This is a genomic window from Pseudomonas sp. WSY_20 (assembly GCF_043104335.1).
Classification (GTDB): domain Bacteria; phylum Pseudomonadota; class Gammaproteobacteria; order Pseudomonadales; family Pseudomonadaceae; genus Aquipseudomonas; species Aquipseudomonas parafulva_B.
Genome location: NZ_JBICKP010000064.1, coordinates 82281 through 109119, shown reverse-complemented (window position 1 = coordinate 109119; position 26839 = coordinate 82281). Strand labels below are relative to the sequence as shown.

The 26839-nt window shown below is 61.4% G+C and carries 30 protein-coding genes and 1 tRNA gene; 25 read left to right on the top strand and 6 right to left on the bottom strand.

Annotated elements, in window-relative coordinates; translation table 11 throughout:
- Nucleotides 1-13: 13 nt before the first annotated feature.
- The gene (locus ACF8E5_RS15790) at nucleotides 14-607 is read right to left on the bottom strand and encodes a cold shock domain-containing protein (protein WP_058638507.1); all 594 of its coding nucleotides are present in this window, start codon (nucleotides 605-607) and stop codon (nucleotides 14-16) included.
- A 274-nt stretch (nucleotides 608-881) separates the two neighbouring features.
- Between ACF8E5_RS15790 and ACF8E5_RS15785 the strand changes: the two genes are divergently transcribed.
- The 20 genes from ACF8E5_RS15785 to ACF8E5_RS15690 all read left to right on the top strand — a co-directional run bounded on the left by ACF8E5_RS15785 (nucleotide 882) and on the right by ACF8E5_RS15690 (nucleotide 15771).
- On the top strand, nucleotides 882-1355 hold the full coding sequence (locus ACF8E5_RS15785) for a Dps family protein (protein WP_392475514.1): 474 nt from the start codon (nucleotides 882-884) through the stop codon (nucleotides 1353-1355).
- A 138-nt stretch (nucleotides 1356-1493) separates the two neighbouring features.
- The gene (locus ACF8E5_RS15780) at nucleotides 1494-1823 is read left to right on the top strand and encodes a ribbon-helix-helix domain-containing protein (protein ID WP_027914213.1); all 330 of its coding nucleotides are present in this window, start codon (nucleotides 1494-1496) and stop codon (nucleotides 1821-1823) included.
- Between the two features lie 92 nt (nucleotides 1824-1915).
- Entirely contained in the window at nucleotides 1916-2137 is a 222-nt protein-coding gene (locus tag ACF8E5_RS15775) for an FmdB family zinc ribbon protein (RefSeq protein ID WP_023536249.1), read from the top strand.
- A gap of 93 nt (nucleotides 2138-2230) precedes the next feature.
- Nucleotides 2231-4006, top strand: a complete 1776-nt coding sequence (gene aspS, locus ACF8E5_RS15770) for an aspartate--tRNA ligase (protein ID WP_027914214.1) — start codon at nucleotides 2231-2233, stop codon at nucleotides 4004-4006.
- Nucleotides 4007-4113: 107 nt separating this feature from the next.
- Entirely contained in the window at nucleotides 4114-4860 is a 747-nt protein-coding gene (locus ACF8E5_RS15765; RefSeq protein ID WP_058604316.1) for a YebC/PmpR family DNA-binding transcriptional regulator, read from the top strand.
- A gap of 159 nt (nucleotides 4861-5019) precedes the next feature.
- Entirely contained in the window at nucleotides 5020-5544 is a 525-nt protein-coding gene (gene ruvC / locus ACF8E5_RS15760; protein WP_023536229.1) for a crossover junction endodeoxyribonuclease RuvC, read from the top strand.
- 108 nt (nucleotides 5545-5652) lie between these two features.
- Nucleotides 5653-6270 carry a Holliday junction branch migration protein RuvA gene (ruvA, locus tag ACF8E5_RS15755; RefSeq protein ID WP_058604315.1) on the top strand — a complete coding sequence of 206 codons (618 nt, stop codon included), beginning with the start codon at nucleotides 5653-5655 and terminating at the stop codon, nucleotides 6268-6270.
- Nucleotides 6267-7313, top strand: coding sequence for a Holliday junction branch migration DNA helicase RuvB (ruvB, locus tag ACF8E5_RS15750; protein ID WP_023536242.1), 1047 nt, complete (start codon nucleotides 6267-6269; stop codon nucleotides 7311-7313). The genes ruvA and ruvB overlap by 4 nt, the downstream gene beginning before the upstream one ends.
- 124 nt (nucleotides 7314-7437) lie before the next feature.
- The gene (ybgC, locus tag ACF8E5_RS15745) at nucleotides 7438-7890 is read left to right on the top strand and encodes a tol-pal system-associated acyl-CoA thioesterase (RefSeq protein ID WP_058604314.1); all 453 of its coding nucleotides are present in this window, start codon (nucleotides 7438-7440) and stop codon (nucleotides 7888-7890) included.
- A gap of 2 nt (nucleotides 7891-7892) precedes the next feature.
- Nucleotides 7893-8588: a protein TolQ gene (tolQ, locus tag ACF8E5_RS15740; protein ID WP_023536305.1), complete on the top strand. Its 696-nt coding sequence runs from the start codon at nucleotides 7893-7895 to the stop codon at nucleotides 8586-8588.
- Nucleotides 8589-8602: 14 nt separating this feature from the next.
- Nucleotides 8603-9055, top strand: a complete 453-nt coding sequence (gene tolR, locus ACF8E5_RS15735; RefSeq protein WP_003254760.1) for a protein TolR — start codon at nucleotides 8603-8605, stop codon at nucleotides 9053-9055.
- The gene (gene tolA / locus ACF8E5_RS15730; RefSeq protein WP_392475513.1) at nucleotides 9055-10158 is read left to right on the top strand and encodes a cell envelope integrity protein TolA; all 1104 of its coding nucleotides are present in this window, start codon (nucleotides 9055-9057) and stop codon (nucleotides 10156-10158) included. Before tolR ends, tolA begins: the two co-directional genes overlap by 1 nt.
- 26 nt (nucleotides 10159-10184) lie before the next feature.
- The gene (gene tolB / locus ACF8E5_RS15725) at nucleotides 10185-11456 is read left to right on the top strand and encodes a Tol-Pal system beta propeller repeat protein TolB (protein WP_058604312.1); all 1272 of its coding nucleotides are present in this window, start codon (nucleotides 10185-10187) and stop codon (nucleotides 11454-11456) included.
- Between the two features lie 54 nt (nucleotides 11457-11510).
- Nucleotides 11511-12014 (top strand): peptidoglycan-associated lipoprotein Pal, encoded by a 504-nt coding sequence (gene pal, locus ACF8E5_RS15720; protein WP_023536326.1) that lies wholly within the window; start codon nucleotides 11511-11513, stop codon nucleotides 12012-12014.
- Nucleotides 12015-12020: 6 nt separating this feature from the next.
- On the top strand, nucleotides 12021-12827 hold the full coding sequence (gene ybgF / locus ACF8E5_RS15715) for a tol-pal system protein YbgF (protein WP_392475512.1): 807 nt from the start codon (nucleotides 12021-12023) through the stop codon (nucleotides 12825-12827).
- Nucleotides 12828-13001: 174 nt separating this feature from the next.
- A complete protein-coding gene (queE, locus tag ACF8E5_RS15710; protein ID WP_023536244.1) occupies nucleotides 13002-13649 on the top strand; it encodes a 7-carboxy-7-deazaguanine synthase QueE in 648 nt (215 codons plus the stop codon).
- A 15-nt stretch (nucleotides 13650-13664) separates the two neighbouring features.
- Nucleotides 13665-14339: a 7-cyano-7-deazaguanine synthase QueC gene (queC, locus tag ACF8E5_RS15705; RefSeq protein WP_392475511.1), complete on the top strand. Its 675-nt coding sequence runs from the start codon at nucleotides 13665-13667 to the stop codon at nucleotides 14337-14339.
- 61 nt (nucleotides 14340-14400) lie between these two features.
- Nucleotides 14401-14476 (top strand) — tRNA-Lys (locus ACF8E5_RS15700).
- Between the two features lie 331 nt (nucleotides 14477-14807).
- A complete protein-coding gene (locus tag ACF8E5_RS15695) occupies nucleotides 14808-15371 on the top strand; it encodes a hypothetical protein (protein ID WP_058638502.1) in 564 nt (187 codons plus the stop codon).
- Between the two features lie 22 nt (nucleotides 15372-15393).
- Nucleotides 15394-15771 carry a hypothetical protein gene (locus tag ACF8E5_RS15690; RefSeq protein ID WP_058638501.1) on the top strand — a complete coding sequence of 126 codons (378 nt, stop codon included), beginning with the start codon at nucleotides 15394-15396 and terminating at the stop codon, nucleotides 15769-15771.
- Nucleotides 15772-15837: 66 nt separating this feature from the next.
- On the opposite strand, the gene ACF8E5_RS15685 is transcribed toward ACF8E5_RS15690, so the two are convergent.
- Entirely contained in the window at nucleotides 15838-16611 is a 774-nt protein-coding gene (locus ACF8E5_RS15685) for an alpha/beta fold hydrolase (protein WP_058638500.1), read from the bottom strand.
- 225 nt (nucleotides 16612-16836) lie between these two features.
- Here ACF8E5_RS15685 and ACF8E5_RS15680 point away from each other — a divergent pair, with 225 nt between their 5' ends.
- The gene (locus tag ACF8E5_RS15680) at nucleotides 16837-17622 is read left to right on the top strand and encodes an EAL domain-containing protein (protein WP_058638499.1); all 786 of its coding nucleotides are present in this window, start codon (nucleotides 16837-16839) and stop codon (nucleotides 17620-17622) included.
- A 10-nt stretch (nucleotides 17623-17632) separates the two neighbouring features.
- On the opposite strand, the gene ACF8E5_RS15675 is transcribed toward ACF8E5_RS15680, so the two are convergent.
- Entirely contained in the window at nucleotides 17633-18592 is a 960-nt protein-coding gene (locus ACF8E5_RS15675) for a cation diffusion facilitator family transporter (RefSeq protein ID WP_145254991.1), read from the bottom strand.
- A gap of 12 nt (nucleotides 18593-18604) precedes the next feature.
- Nucleotides 18605-19960 (bottom strand): APC family permease, encoded by a 1356-nt coding sequence (locus ACF8E5_RS15670; protein WP_392475510.1) that lies wholly within the window; start codon nucleotides 19958-19960, stop codon nucleotides 18605-18607.
- A gap of 431 nt (nucleotides 19961-20391) precedes the next feature.
- Between ACF8E5_RS15670 and ACF8E5_RS15665 the strand changes: the two genes are divergently transcribed.
- Together ACF8E5_RS15665 and nadA are read left to right on the top strand one after the other, a co-directional pair.
- Entirely contained in the window at nucleotides 20392-21903 is a 1512-nt protein-coding gene (locus tag ACF8E5_RS15665; RefSeq protein ID WP_392475509.1) for a YdgA family protein, read from the top strand.
- Between the two features lie 225 nt (nucleotides 21904-22128).
- Nucleotides 22129-23187 (top strand): quinolinate synthase NadA, encoded by a 1059-nt coding sequence (gene nadA / locus ACF8E5_RS15660; RefSeq protein ID WP_392475508.1) that lies wholly within the window; start codon nucleotides 22129-22131, stop codon nucleotides 23185-23187.
- Between the two features lie 247 nt (nucleotides 23188-23434).
- Here nadA and ACF8E5_RS15655 read toward each other — a convergent pair whose 3' ends face one another.
- Nucleotides 23435-24871 carry a M48 family metalloprotease gene (locus tag ACF8E5_RS15655; RefSeq protein WP_058604302.1) on the bottom strand — a complete coding sequence of 479 codons (1437 nt, stop codon included), beginning with the start codon at nucleotides 24869-24871 and terminating at the stop codon, nucleotides 23435-23437.
- A 120-nt stretch (nucleotides 24872-24991) separates the two neighbouring features.
- Here ACF8E5_RS15655 and ACF8E5_RS15650 point away from each other — a divergent pair, with 120 nt between their 5' ends.
- Both ACF8E5_RS15650 and ACF8E5_RS15645 read left to right on the top strand, forming a co-directional pair.
- Nucleotides 24992-25231: a sulfurtransferase TusA family protein gene (locus tag ACF8E5_RS15650; protein WP_058638494.1), complete on the top strand. Its 240-nt coding sequence runs from the start codon at nucleotides 24992-24994 to the stop codon at nucleotides 25229-25231.
- Between the two features lie 18 nt (nucleotides 25232-25249).
- Nucleotides 25250-26320, top strand: a complete 1071-nt coding sequence (locus tag ACF8E5_RS15645; protein WP_058638493.1) for an AI-2E family transporter — start codon at nucleotides 25250-25252, stop codon at nucleotides 26318-26320.
- A 42-nt stretch (nucleotides 26321-26362) separates the two neighbouring features.
- On the opposite strand, the gene ACF8E5_RS15640 is transcribed toward ACF8E5_RS15645, so the two are convergent.
- Nucleotides 26363-26836 (bottom strand): peroxiredoxin, encoded by a 474-nt coding sequence (locus ACF8E5_RS15640; protein WP_392475507.1) that lies wholly within the window; start codon nucleotides 26834-26836, stop codon nucleotides 26363-26365.
- Between the last annotated feature and the right edge of the window lie 3 nt (nucleotides 26837-26839).

Genomic DNA, 26839 nt, shown 5'->3' with positions numbered 1-26839 from the left:
GCCTGCTCGCCTGTCAGCGGCGCGTGACGGGGACCACATCCTCGGCCTGCAGGCCCTTGTCGCGGTGCATGACCGAGAACTCGACGCGTTGACCCTCTACCAGGACGCGATGGCCCTCGCCGCGGATGGCGCGAAAGTGCACGAAGATGTCATCGCCTGAGTCCCTGGAAATGAACCCGAACCCCTTGGACGTATTGAACCACTTGACCGTGCCCATATCTCGGTTGCCGGCCTCCGTCAGTGGCTGTTGGCTGCTGCGTACCTTGCGCGTGCCCTGGGCAAAGCCTGCGCCCAGGTGCAGGACCACGGCCAGAGCGGCGCACACCAGCGCCGCGAGGTTGCCAAGCTCCGGTCGAGCCAGCACGGTAAGGGTCTGCAGCACCACGGCCACCACCAGCAGGGCGCAGGCCAGGTATTGCAGCTGCTGCCTGGCACCTCGGTAGTACAGCGGCAGGACAGGCGCCAGGATCAGGTTGAGCAAGCCGAACAGGGCCAGGTAGACCGCGTCGGGTTGTTGCAGGAAAGGCGTTGCCTCGGTTTTAAGACTGGGTATGAACGCTAGCAGCAAGGCTGCCGCGCCTGTCACCAGATGGACGATCTTGAACATGGGATTGGCTCACATTGATTGAAGCTGATCACGGGAAGAGCTGACGGCCCGGTGCGCATGAAGTGTTGGCGCGAACACGTGGCCTTCAGCCTATGCATTCGGCAATTGCAGTCCGCACGAATGGCACGCTGCCTATTTAACCGTAAACCTGCAGGCTACTCAAACTGCACCCGGCGCCCTGTGCCTGCGGCCACCTGACAGAGGCGCGGCGCTCAGAGTGTTGCTAAAGTGGTCGGCACCCGCTTGGGTTTCACGTTTTCCGGAGGGGAGCATCATGGCAATCGATATCGGCATCAGTGAAGAAGATCGCAAGTCCATCGTCGATGGGCTTTCCCGCCTGCTTTCAGATACCTACGTGCTGTATCTGAAAACCCACAACTTCCATTGGAACGTCACCGGGCCCTCGTTCCGTACGCTGCACCTGATGTTCGAGGAGCAGTACAACGAGCTGGCGCTGGCGGTGGACGCCATTGCCGAGCGCATCCGCGCCCTGGGGTTCCCGGCGCCTGGGTCCTACGCGTTCTACGCCAAGCACTCTTCGATCAAGGAAGAGGAGGGGGTTCCCCCAGCCGACGAGATGATCTGGCAACTGGTGCAAGGGCAGGAAGCGGTAGTGCGCACCGCCCGCAGTATCTTCCCAGCGGTTGACAAGGTCAGCGATGAACCCACCGCCGATCTGCTGACCCAGCGCATGCAGGTCCACGAAAAGACTGCATGGATGCTGCGCGTGTTGCTCGACGAGAAATAGCCGGACCGTGCCGGCAGGCCTGCCCAGGGTGACTGGGCCGGCCTGCCGGTTTCTGTGCGGGAAGGGTTTGCCGCTGCTCTGCACTGGCGCGTTCGGCGCTTGATACACCCCTTGGTTCAATCATCAGGAGGTGTGCAGATGGCTCAGTCTGGCAAGCGGACGGCAGGTCAGGGGCGCTGGCCCGGCAAACAATGCGTCGACCCATTCACGGCAGATTTCGACATGTTGCAGACCCAGCCTGTTTCCCGCTCGGTGCGGCTCAATGGTTTTTCCACCTGTCTGCGCCTTGAAGCCGTGTATTGGGGTATCCTCGAGCGCATTGCCGCTGCCAACCAGTGCTCGGTCAGTGCGGTGTTGTCCTACGTCGACCGTGAGGTGCACCTGCGCCAGGGGGGCGTGCGCAACTTCAGCGGGCTGATACGGGTGATCTGCGTTGCCTGGTTGCAGCAGCCACCGACGTCGCACTGATTGCCCGGCGGGCTGCGCAGCGCTGGTTAACCATATATAATCCCGCCTTTTGCTGGCCAGGCAGCCAGCGTTATGGTTGACGAGAGACATCCATGCCCCTTTACGACTATCAATGTGCGTCCTGCGAGCACCGTATGGAAGTGCTGCAGAAAATCAGCGCCGCGCCGCTCACCGATTGCCCGGCCTGCCAGGCGCCGGCGATGAAGAAACTGCTGTCGGTACCCGGCTTTCGCCTGAGCGGTAACGGCTGGTACGAAACCGACTTCAAGACCGGTGCGAAAAAGAATCTGGCAGGCGGCGACAAGGCCGACTGAGTTGAATGCTATGACCGGGTCTTGCAGTATTAGCCCTCCGGGCGGCCAAGGCCTCCATCGAATACACGAATCACGAGAAGCGAAACCACCATCATGATGCGCAGCCATTATTGCGGCCAACTGAACGAGAGCCTGGACGGCCAGGAAGTCACCCTTTGCGGCTGGGTCCATCGTCGCCGGGACCACGGCGGGGTGATCTTCCTCGACATCCGTGACCGCGAGGGCATGGCCCAGGTCGTGTTCGATCCGGATCGCGCCGACACCTTCGCCGCAGCAGACCGTGTGCGCAGCGAGTATGTCGTGCAGATCACCGGCAAGGTCCGCCGTCGCCCGGAAGGTGCGGTGAACAGCAACATGGCCTCCGGTGCCATCGAAATCCTCGGCTACCAGCTCAATGTGCTGAACGAAGCCGAAACCCCGCCGTTCCCGCTGAACGAATACTCCGACGTTGGTGAAGAAACGCGTCTGCGCTACCGCTTCATCGACCTGCGTCGCCCTGAGATGGCCGACAAGCTGCGCCTGCGTTCGCGCATCACCAGCAGCATTCGACGCTTTCTCGACGAAAACGGCTTCCTCGACGTGGAAACGCCGATCCTGACCCGCGCCACCCCTGAAGGCGCGCGCGACTACCTGGTGCCAAGCCGTACCCACGCCGGTAGCTTCTTCGCCCTGCCGCAGTCGCCGCAGCTGTTCAAGCAGTTGCTGATGGTCGCCGGTTTCGATCGTTACTACCAGATTGCCAAGTGCTTCCGCGACGAAGACCTGCGTGCCGATCGCCAGCCGGAATTCACCCAGATCGACATCGAGACCAGCTTCCTGGACGAGTCCGAGATCATGGGCCTGACCGAGAGCATGATCCGCAAGCTGTTCAAGGAAGTGCTGGACCTGGAATTCGGCGAATTCCCGCACATGACCTTCGAGGAAGCCATGCGTCGCTATGGCTCCGACAAGCCAGACCTGCGCATCCCGCTGGAGCTGGTTGACGTCGCCGACCAGCTCAAGGACGTGGACTTCAAGGTATTCGCCGGCCCCGCCAACGATCCTAAATGCCGCGTCACCGCGCTGCGCCTGCCAGGCGGCGCCAGCATGCCGCGCAGCAAGATCGACGAATACACCAAGTTCGTCGGCATCTACGGTGCCCGTGGCCTTGCCTACATCAAGGTCAACGAGCGTGCCAAGGGCGTTGAAGGTCTGCAGTCGCCGATCGTCAAGAACATCCCCGAGGCCAATCTCAACACCATCCTCGACCGCGTGGGCGCCGTTGACGGCGACATCGTGTTCTTCGGTGCCGACAAGTTCAAGGTGGTCAGCGAAGCGCTGGGCGCCCTGCGTATTCGTCTGGGTCACGACTTCGAACTGTTCACCTGCGAGTGGGCGCCGATGTGGGTCGTCGATTTCCCCATGTTCGAAGAAAACGAAGACGGCAGCTTCACCGCGCTGCACCACCCGTTCACCGCGCCCAAGTGCACGCCCGAGGAACTGGAAGCCAACCCGGCCACGGCCCTGTCCCGTGCCTATGACATGGTGCTCAACGGCACCGAACTCGGTGGCGGCTCGATCCGTATCCACCGCAAGGAAATGCAGCAGGCCGTGTTCCGCCTGCTGGGTATCGAGGCGGCGGAACAGGAAGAGAAGTTCGGCTTCCTGCTCGATGCCCTGAAGTTCGGTGCACCGCCTCACGGTGGCCTGGCCTTCGGCCTGGATCGCCTGGTCATGCTGATGACCGGCGCCCAGTCGATTCGTGAAGTGATTGCCTTCCCGAAAACCCAGAGCGCCGCGTGTGTCATGACCCAGGCGCCGGGCATGGTCGATGCCAAGGCATTGCGTGAGCTGCACATCCGTCTGCGCGAGCAGACCAAGGTCGAGTAATCGGCCCGGGCGCAGCCGGCGGTTGCGCCCACGCGCTTTGGCGCAGTCTTTCCACGTTCCGCCCTTCGGGGCGGAACCTGTTTCTGTTACACGGATCGGGAGTCGTTATGGCGGGTCATTCCAAGTGGGCGAACATCAAGCACCGCAAAGAGCGCCAGGATGCCAAGAGGGGCAAGGTATTCACCAAGTGGATCCGCGAGCTGACAGTCGCTGCCAAGCAAGGCGGCCCGGACCCTGCCTCCAACCCGCGCCTGCGCCTGGCGCTGGACAAGGCCCTGGGCGCCAACATGAGCCGCGATATCATCGATCGCGCAGTGGCCCGTGGCGCCGGCACGAACGAAAGCGACAACGTCGAAGAGCTCACCTATGAAGGTTACGGGCCGGGCGGTGTAGCGATCATGGTCGAGGCCATGACCGATAACCGCAACCGCACAGCTGCAGCCGTGCGCCATGCCTTTACCAAGTGCGGGGGCAACCTGGGCACCGATGGCTCGGTCGCCTACCTGTTCGAGCGCAAGGGGCAGATCAGTTTTGCACCGGGCCTGGAGGAGGATGCCTTGATGGAGGCGGCGATGGAGGCCGATGCCGACGACGTGGTGGCCCACGAGGACGGCTCGTTTGACGTGTTCACCTCGTTCAACAGCTTCTACGCCGTGCGCAATGCCTTGGAAGAGGCCGGTTTCAAGGCGGCCGACGCCGAAATCGTGATGCAGCCGACCACCAGCGCCGAACTTGATCAGGAGGGCGCCGAGAAGGTACTCAAGCTGATCGACATGCTCGAAGACCTGGACGACGTACAGAACGTCTACTCCAATGCGCAGATTTCCGACGAGATCATGGAAAACCTCGGCTGAGGGCTTTCCGGCGCGCCATACTGACGCTTCCGGGCGTCGTACAGGCCCTTTCGCAGGGCACCCGTGGCACAGGTGGCGACACATGCGACCTGGCCAGGGGGTTGATCTGCGAAAGGGCCTGTACTGTTTGCACACCGCTTCACTTCAACGACAGGCGCTATGACTCTGATTCTAGGTATCGACCCCGGCTCGCGCATCACAGGTTATGGCGTCGTCCGCCAGACCGCACGTGGTTGCGAGTACGTGGCCTCAGGCTGCATCCGCACAGGCAGTGGTGAACTGCACGAGCGCTTGCAGATCGTGTTTCGGGGGGTCAGCGAAGTCATCGGCCAGCACGGCCCGGTGACCATGGGCATCGAGCGGGTGTTCATGGCCCGCAACGCCGATTCCGCCCTCAAACTGGGACAAGCCCGAGGCGCGGCCATCGTCGCCGCGGCTGAAGCAGGCTTGGAAATCGCCGAGTACAGCGCCACTCAGGTCAAGCAGGCGGTGGCCGGTACCGGCGGGGCGAACAAGGACCAGGTGATGATGATGGTCATGCACCTGCTCAAGCTGACCCAGAAGCCCCAGATCGATGCTTCCGACGCGCTGGCCATCGCCTTGTGCCATGCCCACACCCGTTCGAGTCTGGTGCCCCATGGGCTGTCGACGGCGCGTCGGCGCGGTGGGCGCTTGCGTCTGTAAGCGCTTCATGCGCTGATACACATTTTGTGCAGGTGGAGCGTCCGCCTGCCGTATTTGCTGATAGGGTTGAGCGGCCATCGAGCAGCTCCCCGTGAAAAGGATCGAAACGTGATCGGACGTTTGCGCGGCACCCTGGCGGAAAAGCAGCCGCCGCACCTCATCATCGACGTCAATGGCGTGGGCTACGAACTGGAAGTCCCTATGACGACGCTTTATCGCCTGCCCAAGGTCGGCGAACCGGTGACAGTGCACACACACCTTGTGGTGCGCGAAGACGCCCACCTGCTCTATGGCTTTGCCGAAAAGCGCGAGCGCGAATTGTTCCGCGAACTCATTCGGCTCAACGGTGTAGGCCCCAAGCTGGCCCTGGCACTGATGTCCGGGCTCGAGATCGATGAGCTGGTGCGCTGCGTCCAGGCCCAGGACGCCTCGGTGTTGGTACGCGTACCCGGCGTAGGCAAAAAAACAGCAGAGCGCCTGCTGGTCGAGCTCAAGGACCGCTTCAAGGCCTGGGAAACGTCACCGGCCATGTTCACGCTGGTGTCCGATGGCCCACTGCCGGCCGCCAGCGAGTCCAGCGCCGAGGCGGATGCGGTCAGCGCCCTGGTATCCCTGGGCTACAAGCCTCAGGAAGCGAGCAAGGCCATCGGCGCGATCAAGGACAAGTCGGGGCTTTCCAGTGAAGAGCTGATTCGTCGCAGCCTCAAGGGGATGATTACCAAGTGATCGAAGCCGACCGCCTGATCGCTGCCAGTGGCCGCGACCGCGAAGAAGTCCAGGATCGCGCCATCCGGCCATTGCGGCTGGAGGAGTACATCGGCCAGCCCGTGGTGCGCGAGCAGATGGCGTTGTTCATCCAGGCGGCGCGTGGGCGCAGCGAGTCGCTCGACCACACGCTGATCTTCGGGCCGCCGGGCCTGGGCAAGACCACCCTGGCCAACATCATCGCCCACGAAATGGGGGTGTCGGTCAAAAGCACCTCGGGGCCGATTCTCGAGCGCCCTGGCGACTTGGCCGCCATGCTGACCAACCTTGAGCCTCATGACGTGCTCTTCATCGATGAGATCCACCGGCTGTCGCCGGTCGTCGAAGAAGTGCTCTACCCAGCCATGGAAGACTTTCAGCTCGACATCATGATCGGCGAAGGCCCGGCGGCCCGCTCGATCAAGCTCGACCTGCCACCTTTCACACTGGTCGGGGCCACGACGCGCGCCGGCATGCTCACCAACCCGCTGCGCGATCGTTTCGGTATCGTGCAGCGGCTGGAGTTCTACAGCGACAAGGACCTGGCCACCATCGTCAGCCGTTCGGCCAACATCCTGGGCCTGGTCATCGAGGACCTCGGTGCCTACGAGATCGCACGCCGCGCCCGTGGCACGCCGCGCATTGCCAACCGCTTGCTGCGGCGGGTACGCGACTACGCCGAGGTGCGCGGCAAAGGCCAGATCACCAAGGCTGTGGCCGACATGGCGCTCAACCTGCTGGACGTCGATGAGCGCGGCTTCGACCATTCCGACAGGCGCCTGCTGCTGACCATGATCGAGAAGTTCGACGGTGGCCCGGTCGGCGTCGACAACCTTGCCGCCGCCATCAGCGAAGAGCGTCACACCATCGAGGACGTGCTCGAGCCCTATCTCATCCAGCAGGGCTACATCATGCGCACCCCCCGTGGCCGTGTGGTGACCCGGCACGCCTACCTGCACTTCGGCCTGAATGTTCCCGGGCGGTTGGGGGAGGGCGCGGATTTTTCCGAGCCGGGTGATGAATGACAGATCGAAACACGCTTTTCGTGGTCCTACCGCTGGCATGCAGCGGGGGCGTTGGCACCTGGACATGAATGTTGAAAAACAGTTGCCAGAGCGGATTGGCAAGCCGAGGAGTAAGCACTAGAGTATGCGCGCGCAAAAAGGCCTGGAACCGTTCACACACCGTTGTCGCGTCTATTACGAAGATACCGATGCCGGTGGCGTGGTGTATTACGTCAACTACCTGAAATTCATGGAGCGCGCGCGCACCGAACGCTTGCGGCACCTGGGCTTTTCCCAGTCGCAACTGGCTGACGACAACCTGCTGTTCGTGGTCCATTCCAGCGAAGCGCGCTACCACGCGCCGGCGCGGCTGGACGATGAATTGCGGGTGACCGCGCACGTACTTGAACTCAATCGCGCCAGCTTGCACTTCGTGCAGCAAGTGTGGCGGGAAAGGGACGACACGCTGCTCTGCGAAGGGCGGTTCCTGATAGCCGCTGTGCGCGCCGACACTTTCAAACCCCGAGCCATACCTCCCCAGCTGCGCGACGCCTTTGCGGCAGACGGCTCGGGTAATCAATCGAATGCAGGAGAATAAGCGTGGAAGCTAACGTCGTCGACCATACCTCCATGTGGAGTCTGGTCAGTAACGCCAGCGTCGTGGTGCAGCTGGTGATGCTGACCCTGGTGGCCGCCTCGGTCACCTCGTGGATCATGATTTTCCAGCGCAGCACCATGCTGCGCGCCGGTCGTCGTGCGCTCGATGCTTTCGAGGAGCGCTTCTGGTCGGGTATCGACCTGTCCAAGCTGTACCGCCAGGCCGGTAGCAACCCGGACCCGGACTCGGGTGTGGAGCAGGTCTTCCGTGCAGGCTTCAAGGAATTTTCCCGCCTGCGCCAGCAACCCGGCGTTGACCCGGATGCCGTGATGGAAGGGGTTGGCCGTGCCATGCGCGTTGCCATTTCCCGCGAAGAAGAAAAGCTCGAGCAAAGTTTGCCGTTCCTGGCGACCGTGGGTTCGACCAGCCCCTATATCGGCCTGTTCGGAACCGTATGGGGCATCATGAACTCCTTCCGCGGCCTGGCCAGCGCCCAGCAAGCCACGCTCGCCACCGTTGCACCGGGCATCGCCGAGGCGTTGATCGCCACGGCCATTGGCCTGTTCGCGGCCATCCCGGCGGTGATTGCGTACAACCGCTTCGCGGCCCGCAGCGAGACGCTGATCGGCCGTTACTACACCTTCGCCGACGAATTCCAGGCGATCCTGCACCGCAAAGTGCACACCAGCGAAGAGTAATCAGGTAGAAGCCCATGGCCCGAGTTCGCCACAAACGCAAGCCCGTCGCCGAGATGAACGTGGTGCCCTACATCGACGTGATGCTGGTGCTGCTGGTCATCTTCATGGTGACGGCGCCCATGCTCAACCAGGGCGTGAAGGTCGACCTGCCCAAGGTTTCCAGCGAAGCCTTGCCGCAGGACAACAACGTCCAGATCCTTACCATTTCCATCAAGGCCGACAAGACCTACTACTGGAACCTTGGCAGCGAAGTCGATACCGACAAGCAGATGGACAAGGCCATGACCCTGCCGGCCATGACCGACGCCGTCACCAAGATCATCGCGGCCGGCCGCGACCAGGGCAAGCAGACCCAGGTATTCATCCGCGGCGACAAGGCGGTGGACTACGGCGCGGTCATGGGCGCCATGGGCGGGCTGCAGAAAGCCGGTGTCGGTAACGTCGGCCTGATTACCGAGGCGCCCTGATGCAACAGCGCGAGCCCTCTGCCTCGGAAAGCTACTTCTGGCCCAGTATCTGGGCCATCGGCCTGCATGTGCTGGTATTCGGCATGCTGTTCGTAAGCTTTGCCATGACGCCCGAACTGCCGCCGTCCAAGCCGATCGTTCAGGCTACGCTGTATCAGCTCAAGTCCAAGAGCCAGGCCACCACTCAGACCAATCAGAAGATTGCCGGGGAAGCCAAGAAAACCGCTTCGCGCCAGACCGAGGTCGAGCAGCTTGAGCAGAAGAAGGTCGAGCAGGAAGCGGTGAAAGCTGCGGAACAAAAGAAAGCCGACGCTGCTCAAAAGGCCCAGGAGGCACGCGAGGCAGCCGAGGCCAAGAAAGCCGAGGACGCCGCCAAGGCCGCTGAAGCTGCCAAAGCCGCCGAGGCCAAGAAGGCCGATGAGGCAAAGAAAGCGGCCGAGAAACAGCAGGCTGACATCGCCAAGAAGAAGGCCGAGGAAGAAGCGAAGAAAAAAGCCGAAGAAGAGGCCAAGAAACAGGCCGCTGAAGAGGCGAAGAAGCAAGCTGCCGAGGAGGCCAAGAAGAAGGCCGCCGAGGATGCGAAGAAAAAAGCGGCCGAAGACGCCAAGAAGAAGGCGGCAGCGGCCGAAGAAGCGAAGAAGAAGGCAGCCGAAGACGCCAAGAAGAAGGCCGCGGCCGATGCTCAGAAGAAAAAGGCACAGGAAGCGGCTCGCAAGGCGGCTGAAGACAAGAAGGCACAGGCCCTGGCCGAGCTCTTGTCCGACACCACCGAGCGGCAGCAGGCGCTGGCCGATGAGCAGGGTGACCAGGTGGCCGGCGACTTCGACGACTTGATCCGCATGCGCGCGGCAGAAGGCTGGGCTCGCCCGCCATCGGCGCGTAAAGGCATGACGGTGGTACTGCAGATCAGCATGTTGCCCGATGGCACCATCACCAGCGTCAGTGTGGCCCGGTCAAGCGGTGACGGCCCCTACGACAGCTCGGCGGTGGCAGCGGTGAAAAACATCGGTCGCCTGACTGAAATGCAGGGCATGAAGCCGAGCGATTTCAACCAATATCGCTCGTTCAAGATGACATTTACACCTGAGGATCTAGCGTTGTGATTAAACGTCTGAGAGGACTGCTGGTCATGCTGTGCTGCGTGGCAGGCATGGCCGTAGCAGAGGAAAAGAACATCCTGGTCACCAGTGGCAGTGACCGGGCAACGCCAATTGCGGTGGTGCCGTTCGCTGTTCAGGGTGGCAGTGTGCTGCCTGAAGACATGGCCGACATCATCGGCAACGACCTGCGCAACTCCGGCTACTATTCGCCTATCCCGCGCCAGAACATGATCAGCCAGCCATCCCAGGCCAGTGAAGTCATCTTCCGCGACTGGAAGGCGCTGGGTGCCCAGTACGTGATGGTCGGCAGCATCGTGCCCTCCGGTGGGCGCTTGCAGGTGCAATATGCCCTGTTCAACGTCGCCACCGAGCAGCAGGTCCTGACCGGCAGCGTCGCTGGCAGCACCGACCAGTTGCGCGACATGTCGCACTACATCGCCGACCAGTCGTTCGAGAAGCTCACCGGTATCAAGGGTGCCTTCTCCACGCGCATGCTGTACGTGACGGCCGAGCGCTTCTCCACCAACAACACGCGCTACACCCTGCAGCGTTCGGACTATGACGGTGCCCGCGCCGTGACCCTGCTGCAGTCCCGCGAGCCCATCCTGTCGCCGCGCTTTGCGCCCGATGGCAAACGCATCGCCTATGTGTCGTTCGAGCAGAAGCGCCCGCGTATCTTCGTCCAGCACATCGATACCGGTCGCCGTGAACAGGTCACCAACTTCGAGGGCCTCAATGGCGCACCTGCCTGGTCGCCCGATGGTTCGCGCCTGGCCTTCGTGCTGTCCAAGGATGGCAACCCGGACATCTACGTGATGAACGTGGCTTCGCGTCAGATCAGCCGCGTGACCGCCGGCCCTGGCATCAATACCGAGCCCTTCTGGGGTAAAGACGGCAACACCCTGTACTTCACGTCCGACCGTGGCGGCAAGCCGCAGATCTACAAACAGTCGGTCAGTGGCGGCAGCGCCGAGCGCGTAACCTTCGTGGGTAACTACAACGCCAACCCTAAACTCTCGGCGGATGAAAAGACCCTGGTGATGATTCACCGCCAACAGGGTTTCACCAACTTCAAAGTTGCCGCTCAGGACTTGCAACGCGGAAGTGTAAAGATTCTCTCGGAAACAAGTCTTGATGAGTCTCCCACTGTTGCGCCCAACGGCACCATGCTAATCTACGCCACCCGCCAGCAGGGCCGGGGAGTCTTGATGCTCGTGTCGCTTAATGGCCGCGTGAGGCTCCCACTTCCTACCGCTCAAGGCGAAGTCAGAGAACCGTCCTGGTCCCCTTACCTGAACTGATTGCGGCGTAATACGTTTTGCTTAACACACTGGGGTTTCATTAGGAGTTTCACGATGGAAATGCTGAAGTTTGGTAAATTCGCTGCGCTGGCTCTGGCCATGGCTGTGGCTGTAGGTTGCTCCTCCAAGGGCGGTGACAACGCAGGTGAAGGCGCTGGCGCCGTTGACCCGAACGCTGGCTACGGTGCCAACACCGGCGCAGTCGACGGTTCCCTGAGCGAAGAAGCCGCTCTGCGCGCAATCACCACCTTCTACTTCGAATACGACAGCTCGGACCTGAAGCCAGAAGCCATGCGCGCTCTGGACGTTCACGCCAAGGACCTGAAAGCCAACGGCAACCGCGTTGTCCTGGAAGGCAACACCGACGAGCGCGGCACCCGCGAGTACAACATGGCTCTGGGTGAGCGTCGTGCCAAGGCCGTTCAGCGCTACCTGGTTCTGCAGGGCGTTTCCCCTGCTCAGCTGGAAGTGGTTTCCTACGGTGAAGAGCGTCCAGTTGCTACCGGCAACGACGAGCAGTCCTGGGCTCAAAACCGTCGCGTAGAACTGCGTAAGTAAGTTCCTATGCGCAAGTGCTGTCGTGCAGTAACCGTCCTCGCACTCAGCCTGCCCCTTTCGGCGTGGGCTGCAGTCCCTGTAGTAGATGACAACACAGGCAGCTATCCGCCTGCGGGTTATGGCACGAGCGGCGCCTATGCCGGGTCAGGGGCTTCGGCCCCTGCCTCTGCACAGGGCCAGCTGTTCATGCAGCTGCAACAGATGCAGGATCAGCTTTCCCGCCAGCAAGGCATCATCGAAGAGTTGCAAAACGATGTGTCTCGCATGAAGCAGGAAAACCTGGAGCGATACCAGGACCTGGACCGTCGCATCAACAGTGGCGCCGCGCCTGCCGCGACCCCTGACAATTCTTCCGCCGGTGGTGCCTCTGGCGCCGCCGCGGGGGCTGCAGCCGGTGCTGCTGCCCAACAACCGGCCGCCAGTAGCGAGCCCGGTGATCCGGCCAAGGAGAAGCTCTACTACGATGCTGCCTTCGACCTGATCAAGCAAAAAGACTTCGACAAAGCCAGCCAGGCGTTCAACGCCTTCCTGCGCAAGTACCCCAGCAGCCAATATGCCGGTAACGCACAGTATTGGCTGGGCGAAGTGAACCTGGCCAAGGGTGACCTGCAGGGCGCAAGCCAGGCGTTTGCCCAGGTAAGCCAGAAGTACCCCAAACACAGCAAGGTGCCAGACTCCTTGTACAAACTGGCCGACGTCGAGCGTCGTCTCGGCCACACGGACAAGGTAAAGGGCATTCTTCAGCAGGTGGTGACCCAATACCCGGGCACATCGGCTGCGCAACTGGCGCAGCGAGACCTGCAAAAGCTGTGAAGTAATGCGGCGCTTGCCCCCCGTTCGAAAGAAACCCGCGCCTGGCGCGGGTTTTTTCGTTAGAATCACCGCCCTTTTTTCGTAAACACGCTGTCACGGATAACGCTATGTCGAGTCTGTGCCAGTGCCTGACGGAGGCGGGCAGCCTGTTTTGCTGTCACGCCCGTGGCGATCATGCAAGATACATTACGCATCACCGAAGTCTTTTACTCGTTGCAGGGTGAAACACGAACGGCTGGGCTGCCCACGGTATTCGTGCGGCTCACCGGTTGCCCCCTGCGCTGCCAATACTGCGACAGCGCCTATGCCTTCAGTGGCGGCACCCTTCGCAGCCTGGATTCGATCCTTGAACAGGTGGCCGGCTTCAAGCCGCGCTATGTCTGCGTGACGGGCGGCGAGCCCCTCGCCCAGCCTAACGCCTTGCCCCTGTTGCAGCGCCTGTGCGACGCCGGTTACGAAGTCTCGCTGGAAACCAGCGGAGCGCTCGATATCGCCGGCACCGACACCCGTGTCAGCCGCGTCGTCGACCTGAAAACCCCAGGTTCGGAAGAATCGCACCGCAACCGCTATGAGAACATCGAGCACCTGACGCGCAACGACCAGGTCAAGTTCGTCATCTGCTCCCGCGAAGACTACGACTGGGCGGTGTCCAAGTTGATTCAGTACAACCTGGCCGAGCGCGCCGGCGAAGTATTGTTCTCGCCCAGCCACCACCAAGTGAGTGCCACTGATTTGGCCGACTGGATCGTTGCCGACAACTTGCCTGTGCGTTTCCAGCTTCAGCTGCACAAACTGTTGTGGAACGACGAACCTGGCCGCTGAGCAAGAGAGTGAGACATGACTGATAAACGCGCAGTAATTCTTCTGTCCGGTGGTCTGGACTCGGCCACGGTAGTGGCCATGGCCAAGGCCCAGGGCTATGCCTGCTATACCATGAGCTTCGACTACGGCCAGCGTCACCGCGCCGAGCTCAACGCCGCGGCACGGGTCGCCCAGGACCTGGGCGTGGTAGAGCACAAGGTGATCGGGCTGAACCTGGACGGCATCGGTGGCTCGGCCCTGACCGACAGCAGCATCGATGTGCCGGAAACGCCAGGGGAGGGTATCCCGGTGACCTACGTACCAGCGCGCAACACGGTGTTTCTGTCGCTGGCGCTGGGCTGGGCCGAAGTGCTGCAAGCCCGTGACATTTTCATCGGTGTCAATGCCGTGGATTATTCCGGCTACCCGGACTGCCGCCCCGAATTCGTCGAAGCCTTCGAACGCATGGCCAACCTGGCTACCAAGGCAGGGGTCGAAGGGCAGGGGTTCCGCATTCAGGCGCCCTTGCAAAACATGAGCAAAGCCCTGATCGTCCAGGCCGGCGTGGCGCATGGGGTCGACTATAGCTTGACTGTGTCGTGCTACCAGGCTGATGACGACGGGCGTGCCTGTGGCAAGTGCGACAGCTGCCGCTTGCGCGCTGACGGTTTCAAGGCAGCATCCGTGGCGGACCCAACGCGCTATTTTTAAGAAATTTTATTGCGGGGTGTTGATTTCTTTATAGAAATCAGTATTATACGCGCCATCCAACGGGTCGTTAGCTCAGTTGGTAGAGCAGTTGGCTTTTAACCAATTGGTCGTAGGTTCGAATCCTACACGACCCACCATCTTCGCAGCGGTTGCGAATACTCAAGCTAGACCACCGGGTCAGCGTCAGGTAAAGCAATTGTATGGATCGAACAGTCAGTTCGCTTCTGTGTGAAATCTGTACGAAAAGCCCGCCCTCATCGGCGGGCTTTTTCGTTTCTGGTCAAAGTACTGGGCCGTAGTCTGTCTGCAGTGACACTGCCTCATTCATGGGCAGTGTTTCACGTGCAAGGTGGCCTCTGATGAAGTCTCAGCAGGCGACCCCTACTCCAGGTGTACTAGATAGCCCTTTGCCCACTACTGCGGATGGGAAAATGTTCCGTCTAAGTAATGGCAGAGAGATGGCCAGTCATGCGCTCCCCAGTGAAACAACTGCTGTCGCTTGCACTCCTGTTGGGTGCCTTATCCGTCCATGCGGACAATGCCCAAAAGGGCGATTACTGGGTAGTGCATCATCAAGCCAGCCTGGGCAAGAGCAAGGTGTACCTTGCAGATGGCGACCCCAGTAACATCTACGAGCGCCCCGGCGGCGCCAAGTCCGTGGGCGTCTACCTGTTTGACCAGCAGCCCGGCAAGCCCGATTTCACGGTCTACGACGTCGAAGTCGATTGCAAGAACAAGCGGGCCCGTGTCACAGGGGCGCTCGACTTCAGCAGCGTGGCCAATACCTTGCGCAGGGCCAAGTTCTCCAATCAATGGCAGGGCGATCAACAAGCGTGGTTGGCGCAAAGCCGTAATTTCATCTGCAAGCCAGCTGAGCGCCAAGCGCTCAAAATGGAGCACCTGGGTGTGATGTCAGCTTCGCAGTTGAGCCGCGCTGGCCCCCAGCTATTTGAGATAACGAACCGCGAAGCGCTCAGGGCCGAGGTCATCAGGCAGATCGACCACGCCTTCACACAGATGCCTGCCAAGTAACTGGCCACCAAGGAGAGAAGCCATGATCCGTCTGCTCGTGTTTTGCCTGGGCGCTGTCCTGCTTAGCGGTTGCTCGTCACTTGAGGCAACCAGTGCGTGGAAAGGCCGCCCGGTCGGTGAGCTGATCGACTATTTCGGTGTGCCCAGGGTCATCATGGTGGCACCTGATCAGGACATGGTTGTGCTCAGGTACGTGCGCGACAGCACGTATATCTCCCGGGAGGCTGCGGGCACCTACACCGGCCCTGAAAATGGCCAATTGGTACACCGCGAGTATTGGCAGGATGTCGAGCATTCAGGCAGTTGCGAGATCAACGTCTTTGTCGACAGGGCGCACGTGGTGCAGAAAGTCAGGGCCAATGGTCGCTGTGCGGTCATCGACATGGCGCCCAAGGCGTAGCCCGGTAGTGGGAAGCAGGTACCGGGCAAAGGGGCGTTAAGCGATGACCGCTTTCGCCTCTCGTCATCACTGATTCAAAAAAGCTTCCACCACAGGCAGTAGCCATTGCGGGTGCGTTTCATGAGGTGAGTGATCAGCCAGCGCCAGGTTCAACAGCTGCGCCCCAGGCACTTGCTCTACCAGCTCCAGGGCATTGGCGCGTGAAACCAGGCGATCACGATCGCCACGCACTACCAGCAATGGCGCGGTAATGCCACCCACGCTGGCTGCGGGATAACCGTGCTCGCTGTCATCGAGCCACATCCCCCGCACGGCCTCCAGCAACCTTGCAAAGTCCGGTTGCGGGTTGATCGCCTCATAGCGAGCCACATCTTCGGCAAACAGGCCGCTCCACTTCGCGGCGGTAATACCCTCGTAGAGGGCCCGCGCAGGGTCGTTCTCGCCCAGCGCCCAGTGAGCCCCGATGGTGACGAGCCTATCGACCGTCACAGCCTGCGAGGCAGCCATGCGCAACGCGACGATTCCGCCATCGCTGTGCCCGATCAGGCTGACGCGTTCAAGGGCCAGATGCTCGATCACCCGCTCTACGTCGTGCTGCATGCGTTCATAGGTGAGTGGTGCGCTGCCCAAGGTGGACATGCCCTGGCCGCGGCTGTCGATGCCGATTACGCGCCAGCGGTGGGCTAAATGCGGAGTAATGGCGTTGAAGGTTTCGATATGTCCAAGCCCGCCATGCAGCAGGATCAGTACTGGTGCGTCAGGTGCGCCCAGCTGTTCGTAATAAAGGCGTGCATCACCGACGGTGAGGTACTCGCCGCCCCGGTGGTTGAAGACAGTCATGTCGAAGTTGTCCGTGTCGTCAGCTGTTATATCGGGCGTCAGTGTACCGAGTTACCCGCCCAAGCCCAATTAATCCGAGCTGCCAGGCCTTTTTGTCTGTTCTTTACCTTGCCCACCGCACCTCTGGGCAACCATGCTGTCAAAGTGCCAACAACGCTGCCCTGACGTTCTGACGATCGTGTTATTCCAGCGCTACTTCCTCTTCATCAAGCTGCCGGAGACACCATGGCCGATTTGATCTTTGCGCAGCCATTTGAAGCTGTGGGTTGCAAGCAATGCCGTGAGATGGCTGACCTCGGCTTCGGCATCACCATGGCCTTCCAACCTATCGTTCACCAACCTTCGGGTAAACCGTACGCCTACGAGGCGCTGGTCAGAGGTGTAGCGGGGGAGGGGGCTGCGCAGGTGCTGGCCAAGGTCACACCCGATAACCTGTATCGCTTCGACCAGGCCTGCCGGGTCAAGGCCATCGAAAAAGCCTCCGAGCTTGGGCTCAATCGGGTGCAGGATTGCAAGCTCAGCATCAACTTCCTGCCCAACGCCGTGTACCGTCCCGCCACCTGTATTCGTGCAACACTCGAGGCCTCCAGGCAGTTCGATTTTCCGGCCGACAGGCTGATCTTCGAAGTGACCGAAGGCGAACGGGTCGAGGACACCGAACACCTGAAGTCCATCTTTCGCGAGTACGACCGGCAGGGCTTCACCACGGCCATTGACGATTTCGGGTCAGGCTACTCGGGCTTGAACCTGCTTGCCGAGTTTCAACCGGACCTGCTGAAGCTGGACATGGCGCTGACACGCAACCTTGGGGCCGACCCGGTGCGCCAGGTGATTGTGGCAGGCATCGTGCTGGTGGCGCAGCGGCTGAACATTCTGCTGGTCGCCGAAGGCGTGGAAACAGAAGCCGAGTGCCAGGCGTTGGCAGCCCTGGGTATCGAGCTGATGCAAGGCTACTATTTCGCCCGGCCTGAAATCGAAGCGCTGCCGCTGATCGAACGCCTGCGTGGCTGAGTGCTGATGTCTATTCGGCCCACTCGGGGTCGCCGGTAAACACCACCGTCAGCCAGCGGTTGGGCCCTTCGCCGCCGATGGCCTCGCCGATCTCGTTGCGCCAGGCATCCCACTGCTCGATGGTCTTGGCCGCCATTTGCGGCGGCACGATGAAGTACAGCTCAATCTCCCGTGAGCGCCCCACCTTGGCCACATAGGCGCGGTAGGACTGCAGGTCATGGCGTTCAACGAAAGCCTGCGCAACCACATCCACATGCTGCTTGAGATCGCCCGGCGTGACGAGAAAGATATCCGCCAACGCCTGGCGAACGACCGACATCGGCAGCGGCACGATCACCAGACAGACCAGTGCCAGCACCGCCGGGTCGATGTAGGGCGATACCCATTCAAGCGATGTACCCTGCACGGCATAGCCAAAGCAGAAGGCGATCAGCAGCGCCGCCGTGATGCTGGCGGACATCACCCAGCCCTTGACGTCCATGGCGACGAAATCAGAGCGCAGCTTGCGGTTGGCCTTGCCCTCGATCACCGCGATGGTCACGCAGGCGGTGACGGTAAGCGCCGCATAGACCATGGCGATACCGAACTCCAAGTGACGGCCACCCTCCAGCAGGCTGCTCACGGCGTTGATCAGGGCATAGATGGCGACCCCGCTGAGCAGGATGCCATTGAGTGCCAGCACCATTGGCTCCAGGTGCCAGAAGCCCATGGTGAAGCGCTCACGCAGTTTGCGCGACATCTGCAGGCTGCTGGCATGGGAGGTGATCAGCCTGACCACCATTAGCGACAGCCCGCTCATGCTGGCATCGACCAGCGAGTAGACGCCGTCGAACACGATGGAAAACGAGCCCGACGCCAAGCCAAAGGCAATGCCGATGCTGGCGATGAACAGCGTGACCGCGATCGAGGTGCGCAGCAGGCCCTGCTCAGTGGTGATGTCGAAGAAACCGGTTGTGGTCGAGCTGTGCATGGTCGGTATGCGTCATCCCTCGGCGATACAGTTGGGCGGCGCCGCACGGAACGCCTTGGTCAACCAGGCCAGGTACACCAGGCCTAGCGTGGCCCAGATCCCGCCGAACAGCAGCGAGTGCATGTTCAGGTCCAGCCACAGCGAAACGATGATACAGAAGCCAGTGGTGGGCAGTACCAGGTACTTAAGTTGGTTGGCCAGCCCTCGGCGATTGCCCTCTCGCAGGTAGCAGTGATTAATCACCGACAAGTTGACGAAGCTGAACGCTACCAATGCACCGAAGTTGATGATGGAGGTGGCGGTGACCAGATCGAAGAAGATCGCCGACAGCGAAATCACCCCTACCACGGCAATGTTCAGTACGGGTGTCTTGTAGCGCGAATGCAACCGTGCAAACACGCTCGCGGGTATGACCTTGTCACGGCCCATGACATACAGCAGGCGCGACACGCTGGTTTGCGACGCCAGCCCCGAGGCGATGGTGTTGATTACCGTGCACGCGATGAACACCGATTGGAACAGCTTGCCGCCCACGTACAGGGCGATTTCCGGCAGCGCCGCTTCCTGATCGTGAAAGCGTGCCATCGTGGGGAAATAAGCCTGGATGAAGTAGGAAACGGTGATGAATACAACGCCGCCGATCAATGCCGTGAGGAAAATGGCCCGCGGTATGGTTTTGCCCGGGTCGCGCGTTTCTTCGGACAGGCACGTGACCGCATCGAAACCCAGGAATGAGAAGCACAGAATGGTTGCGCCTGCCGCCAGGGCGCTCAGGTGGGTCTGCTGGTCGGCGAAGGGCAACAGGCTCCATGCCGTGCCCAGCCCTTCGCCCTGGTCCAGGCCGCGTATGCACAGGTAGATGAACACTGCGATGATCGCCACCTGCACGCCGACGAACAGCAGGTTGAAATGCGCAACCAGATTGACGCTGCGCATGTTGATCAGGCTGATCAGGGACACGAAGGCCACGACCCAGACCCACGGCGCCACCTCGGGGAACATGGCAGACAGGTACAGCTTGGCCAGCAAGGCGTTGACCATGGGCAGCAATAGGTAGTCCAGCAAAGAGGACCAGCCCACAAGAAAGCCCACGTGTGGATTGATGGCACGCTGGGTGTATGTGTAGGCCGAGCCCGACTGAGGAAAGCGCTTGACCAGGGTGCCATAGCTGACGGCCGTGAACAGGATCCCGGCAAGGGCCAGGATGTAGGCGCTCGGTACGTGCCCTGCGGTGATGCCTGACACGATGCCAAAGGTGTCGAACACGGTCATGGGCGTCAGGTACGCCAGGCCAATGATGATTACATGCCACAGACGCAAGGTCTTGCGCAGTTGGCCGGCTTCGGATGCGTAGGATTCAGGCTGCATGCTGGCGTGGCTCCAAGGCGAGGGCTTGAAAGACAGGCACAGCGAAGGGCGCAAGCAGCAGCGGCGAGCGGGTGGGCTCCATATTGTTCACCTTTATGTAGGAGCAGCAGAGGCGTGACGGGATCACGCAAGTGATCAAAATAAAAAACGATAGGGTCTCGGGTGTCAAGTTAAACGTGACAAGGTGTTTCGAGGGTCCGCTTTTTATCGAGGAATTAACGCATTCGAGCGTCTCTGTAGTCTTTATTTTCACTGCTAAGGCCATAAGCGTGTTCGTAAAAATTGACATCTTTGAAGTGGGCCTGTGCAACGGGTTGCACGATTTCCTGCCTGGAACTGCCGCCAACCTGCCTGGCCTTCGGTGATATGCTGCATTTTCCTGGCTGCGCAGGCGATGTGCGAGCCTTTGTGGACATCAATCGGTTTTATTCATGAAGAAGACTTCAGTAGCAATTCTGTCCGGCGTAGCGGTGGCCTTTGCCGCAGTGGTCATTGGCGGCGCCTGGTACACCGGCAAGCGACTGCCGAGTGAGCTGGACCATGCCTTGGCCCTGAGCAACGCGCAGCTGCAAAAGTCGCTGGTGAACACAGGTGGCAGCGTACGCATCGAGTTGGTATCGCTGGACCAGCGCTGGTTCAGCAGTACGGCGCACTACCGTGTTGTCGCTCGCGATGTGCGTGCCAGCAGCCAGCAGGTCATGAATTTTGACGTGGGCGTGACCGATCAGATCGAGCACGGCCCGTTTCCATGGTCCCGCGTCAAGACCTTCAAGCTTTTGCCAGTGCTGGCGCTGAGCAACACCACGCTGGACAAGGACGATGTCACGGCGCCCTGGTACGCAGCAGCCGGGGACCGCGTGCCGTTCAGCGCCCAGACCAGCATGGGGTACGGCGGCAGTGTCGACAGCCAGGTTCGCCTGGCGCCGGTCAAGCTCGACGATGCCAACGGCACCAGCCTGGCGTTCTCGGGCATGGAGCTTGGGGTCAGCGGGGATCGCGACGGCAAGGATTCGCGCTTCCATGGCGAAGCCGATCACTTTCTGATGAAGCTGGTGAGCGAAGACCAACCTCCCGTCATCTTCGAGCTCAATGGGCTGAAGTTGGGTGGCAAGCTGGCGGCGACTGCGCATGACAACCTGTTCTCGGGCAACGCTGACCTTTATCTGGCCGAGACCAAGATTATCCTCGGGCCCAGGCAGCAGGCGCTGGTCATCAAGGGGGGAGAGCTCAGTACCCTGCAAAGCCTCGAAGGTCCCGACACCTTTGGCGGGCGTGTCGAATACAAACTTGGGGACATCACCTGGGATGGGCGAGCGGTCGGCAAGGTCCAGATGATCGTCGGCTTCAAGTCCATTCATGCGCCCGCGCTGCAGGCGTTGAGTAACTGGTATGCGGCGCATTTGCCTGAGTTCGAGGCAGCGGCAGCTGCCGGGCAGTCGGCGCCACAGATCAACATGACCGAAGCTGAAAAGGCTAAATTCCAAGGTGACTTGCGCACGCTGCTGGCCGCAAAACCCAAGGTGGCGCTCGAAGATTTGAGCCTCAAGACCGCCAATGGCGAGAGCCACTTCAACCTGGCCATGGACTTCGACGCGCCGTCTTCCTTCGACTTGCCACAAGATCAGGCGTTGAAGCAGATGGTGACGCAGGTCACCAGCAAACTGTCCTTGTCCAAGCCAATGCTAGGAGACCTGGCGACCTTGCAGGCCCTGCTCGACGGTCAGACCGATGCCCAGGCCATCGCCACGCAGTCTGGCCAGGCAGGAGAGATGGTCGGCTTGATGGGCGTGCAGAGCGGCCTGGCTACGGTGGAAGGCGATAAGGTGATCAGCTCGTTGCACTATGCCGATGGCATGGTCGATTTCAATGGCCAGAAAATGACGCTCGAAGCCTTTGCCGCGTTCGTCAATACACGGCTGGCAATGCTCTCGCCGCAACGCTGAGTGCCCGGCTTTACCTGCCCTTGAGCCGCTGGTACGAGGGCGGGTAAGGGCTGGATAAAAACCGCTTTAGAAATCTTGGGTTTCTCTGTAGCCTTCGGCCTCCATAATAATCCGCGCCCGCAGAGGGCCGTGGCGGCCTGCGCCGTCCGGCGCCCTTAGCCGATCTGCCAGGGCCGGGTGATACACTCGATTTGATGCGCGCACGCGCTTGCAGGTCCAGCGATCATGACCCAGATTTCCGAACGCCTGTTGGTACAGGCTCACCTCGACGCCAAGCAGCCCAACCCGCTGACGGACGAGCAGCAGGCCGAATACCGTGCGGCCATCGCTGCCGAGCTCAAGGCGCAGAATGCCGTGCTGGTTGCCCATTACTACTGCGACCCGGTGATCCAGGCCCTGGCGGAGGAAACCGGCGGCTGTGTGTCCGACTCGCTGGAAATGGCCCGCTTTGGCAAGCAGCACCCGGCCGAGACGGTGATAGTAGCCGGCGTGCGTTTCATGGGTGAAACCGCCAAAATTCTCACTCCTCACAAACGCGTATTGATGCCCACGCTTGGAGCGACCTGTTCGCTTGATCTGGGTTGCCCCATCGAAGAATTCTCTGCCTTCTGCGATCAGCACCCCGAGCGTACCGTGGTGGTTTACGCCAACACCTCCGCTGCCGTGAAGGCACGGGCCGATTGGGTGGTCACTTCCAGTTGCGCGCTGGAAATCGTCGAAAGCCTGATGGATAACGGCGAGACCATCATCTGGGGCCCCGATCAGCACCTGGGTCGCTACATCCAGAAGCAGACCGGTGCCGACATGCTGCTGTGGGACGGTGCCTGCATCGTTCATGAGGAGTTCAAGTCGCGTCAGCTCGCCGACATGAAGGCCCTGTACCCGGACGCCGCGGTGCTGGTCCATCCCGAGTCGCCGGAGTCGGTGATCGACCTGGCCGATGCGGTGGGCTCCACCAGCCAGTTGATCAAGGCTGCCCAGACGCTGCCTAACAAGACCTTTATCGTCGCCACCGACCGCGGCATCTTCTACAAGATGCAGCAGCTATGCCCCGACAAGGTCTTCATCGAGGCGCCCACTGCCGGCAACGGCGCGGCCTGCCGCAGCTGTGCCCACTGCCCGTGGATGGCCATGAACACCCTGGAGCGCGTGCTGCATTGCCTGCGCAGTGGCGGGGACGAGATCTTCGTCGACCCAGCCCTGGTGCCCAAGGCCATCAAGCCGCTGAACCGGATGCTGGATTTCACCCAGGCGGCCAGGTTGAAGCTTTCCGGGAACGCGTGAGGTAAGCGCTGGCTGAAATGCAGGTCCTGGTGCCATGCCCGAGGCAGATGACGCTCCTACATTGCGCCGAATCGGTGAGCTAGAGGATCTTGTGTGGGAGCGGCCTCGCGCCGCGATGGGCTGCGCAGCAGCCCTCAGGTGTCAGCCCCGCATCACAGGCCGGCGCGGCCGGTCCGGCGCCCCGGCGAGACCGCTCAGGCATGTTGTTCAACATTGGAAACGGTCCCGCCCCAGACCCTGAAACGCCTCAGCGCCCCATCATCTCCCGCACCATGCGCTGCTGCTCCAGCACCTCTCGCTGGCGTTGGTCGATCTGCGAGGCCAGCGGGAAATTCCCCCCGGCGCGGCGCTTGGCATAGTCGAGCTGCTGAATGGCCTGATCAAAGTCCCCCACCAAGGTGAAGTATTCCGCCCGCGCCCGGTGCAGGCCGATGGTATTGCCCGACAGCCCGCGCACCTCGGCCATGTCGTACCAGACGTCCGGATCATCCGGGCGGCTCTTGATCAGATCGTTCAACACCTTCTCCGCCTCGGCCGGCTTATTCTGCTTGACCAGCAGGTCGGCGCGCACCTGCTTGAGCGGGTAATTACCTGGGTACAGCCCCTGCATGCGCTCGGCCCGCTGCTGTGCATCGGCCAGGCGATTGTTGGTGATATCCAGGTCGATCTGCGCCAGGTTGTAGGTAATGTCGTTGGGCGCCTTGGCCAGCAGCGGCTTGAGCATCTCCCGTGCTTCGTTGAGCTGACCGCCCTTGATCTGCGCCAGCGCCAACCCATAACGCGCCGCATCGAGTTTGGGGTCTTCGTCGAGCTGGGCGCGAAAACGCTTGGCCGCAAGCCCCGGCGTACCTTCATACGTCAGCGCTACCCGGGCGCGGATCAGCTGATAGCGCAGGCTGTCTTCCACACCGCCTTTTGGCGCCTGCTCTGCCCGGTTACGGGTGTCGGCGATCCGCGACTCGGTTACCGGGTGCGTCAACAGAAATTCCGGCGGCTTGGCGTCATAACGGTACTGACGCGCCAGGCGTTCGAACATGGTCGGCATGTTGCGCGGATCGTAGCCGGCCTTTTCCAGGTTCTGGATGCCGATGCGGTCGGCTTCCTGTTCGTTTTGCCGGGAGAACCTGCGCTGTTCCTGAATCGCCGCCGCCTGGGTGCCGGCAATCATGCCGATGCCGGCATCACCGGCGCCACCGGCCGCCAGCACGATACCGGTGAGCAACGCTGCCATCATCGGCAACTGCATGCGCTGCTGGGCCTCGATGCCCCGGGCAAAGTGCCGTTGGGACAAGTGCGCCAGTTCGTGCGCCAGCACCGACGCGTACTCGCCTTCGGTCTGCGCATTGAGGAACAACCCGCCGTTGACACCCACGATGCCGCCTGGCGCTGCAAACGCGTTGAGTTCGCGGCTGTCGATCAGGATGAACTCCAGGCGACGATCCTGCAGCTGGCTGGTTTCGGCCAGGCGGTACACGCTGGTCTCCACGTAGTCCTTGAGCTGCGGGTCGTTGAGTTGGTTGACCTGGCCGCGCAGCAGGCTCAGCCAGGCGCGGCCAAGCTGATGTTCCTGCTGTGGCGAAACGATCGCCGAACTGGCGTCACCCAGCGACGGCAAGTCGTCAGCATGGCCAGGCAGGGCCATCAGGCAGGCCAGCGTCAGCAGGGTAGGGCGCAGTAGATTCATGCACGAAGCTCGCGTCGGTCAAAGATTGCTACTGTAGCGGGCTCACACGTTGGCGACCAGTGGCGCTATCCTAGGCGGCCGATCAGGCCGTAGCCGGCATTGCCCTGGAGAGTCCCGTTGATGAGCACCCCCCTGACCTGTGACGCCGAACTCGATGCCAGCGGGCTGAACTGCCCGTTACCGCTGCTCAAGGCCAAGATGGCGCTCAATGGCCTGGCCAGTGGTGCCGTGCTCAAGATCATCGCGACCGACGCAGGTTCCCAACGCGACCTTCGCACCTTCGCTAAATTGGCCGGTCATAGCCTGTTGCACGAAACGGCCGAGGCCGGTACCTACACCTACTGGCTGCGCAAGGCCTGAGTCCTACAAGGATCGTTCATGTTCAAAGTGCTACGCGACTGGGTCCAGCGCTACTTCTCCGATGAAGAAGCGGTGGTGCTGGCGGTCTTGCTGTTTCTGGCGTTCACGGCGGTGCTCACGCTGGGCGGGATGCTGGCGCCAGTGTTGGCCGGCATGGTGCTGGCATTTCTCATGCAGGGGTTGGTCAACGCCCTGGAGCGTCTGCGAGTGCCTTCGAGACTGGCGGTCATGCTGGTATTTGCCCTGTTCATGGGCGCGCTGGCGGTGTTCATGCTGGTGCTGGTGCCGCTGCTGTGGCACCAGCTGATCACCCTGTTCAACGAGCTGCCGGGCATGCTTGGCAAATGGCAGTCACTGCTGCTCCTGCTGCCAGAGCGCTACCCGCACCTGGTGTCGGACGAGCAGGTGCTGCATGCCATCGAGTCGGTCCGTGGCGAGATCGGCAAGTTCGGGCAATGGGCCCTGACGTTCTCCCTGTCCAGCCTGCCGCTGCTGGTCAACGCCATGATCTACCTGGTACTGGTGCCGATCCTGGTGTTCTTCTTCCTCAAGGACCGCGAGCTGATCGGCCGCTGGGTCAGTGGCTACCTGCCGCGTCAGCGCACCTTGCTCAACCGTGTGGGCAGCGAGATGAACCGGCAGATCGCCAACTACATCCGGGGCAAGGGCATCGAAATTCTGATCTGTGGCATTGCCACCTACATCGCATTCATCGCCCTGGGCCTGAACTACGCCGCGTTGCTGGCACTGTTGGTTGGGCTATCGGTGGTCGTGCCCTATGTAGGGGCGGTGGTGGTGACCGTGCCGGTGACACTGATCGCGTTGTTTCAATGGGGATGGGGAGACCAGTTCATCTACCTGATGACGGTCTACGCGATCATCCAGGCGCTCGATGGCAACGTGCTGGTGCCGCTGCTGTTCTCCGAGGCCGTCAGCCTGCACCCGGTAGCGATCATCTGCGCGGTCTTGCTGTTCGGTGGGCTGTGGGGGTTCTGGGGCATCTTCTTCGCCATTCCGTTGGCGACCCTGATCAAGGCCGTGCTGGATGCCTGGCCGCGTCAGGAGCCCAGTGTATCGCCCTTGCTCTGACAGCCATAGGGCTGCGCCGATGACCGACGCAGCCTGATCCGATCAGGCCTCGTTATGGGCCTGGGCCGCTGCCAGCACGGCATCCACATGGCCAGGCACTTTCACCCCCCGCCACGCTTGGCGCAACACGCCCTCCTTATCGATCAGGAAGGTGCTGCGATCCACGCCCAGGTATTCCTTGCCGTACAGTTTTTTCAGCTTGATCACATCGAACAGCTGGCACAGGGCCTCGTCCTTGTCGCTGATCAACTCGAACGGGAAACCCTGCTTGGCCTTGAAGTTCTCGTGGGACTTCATGCCGTCGCGCGAGACGCCAAGCACCACGGTATTGGCGGCTTCGAAGGCGCCATGTTGATCGCGAAAGCCTTGGCCTTGGGTGGTGCAGCCTGGCGTGCTGTCTTTGGGGTAGAAATACACCACCACCTGGCGGCCCTTGAGCGCGGACAGGCTGACCGTCTGCCCACTGGTGGCCTGGGCGGTGAAGTCGGGGACAGGTTGGTCGAGTGCAACGGCCATGGG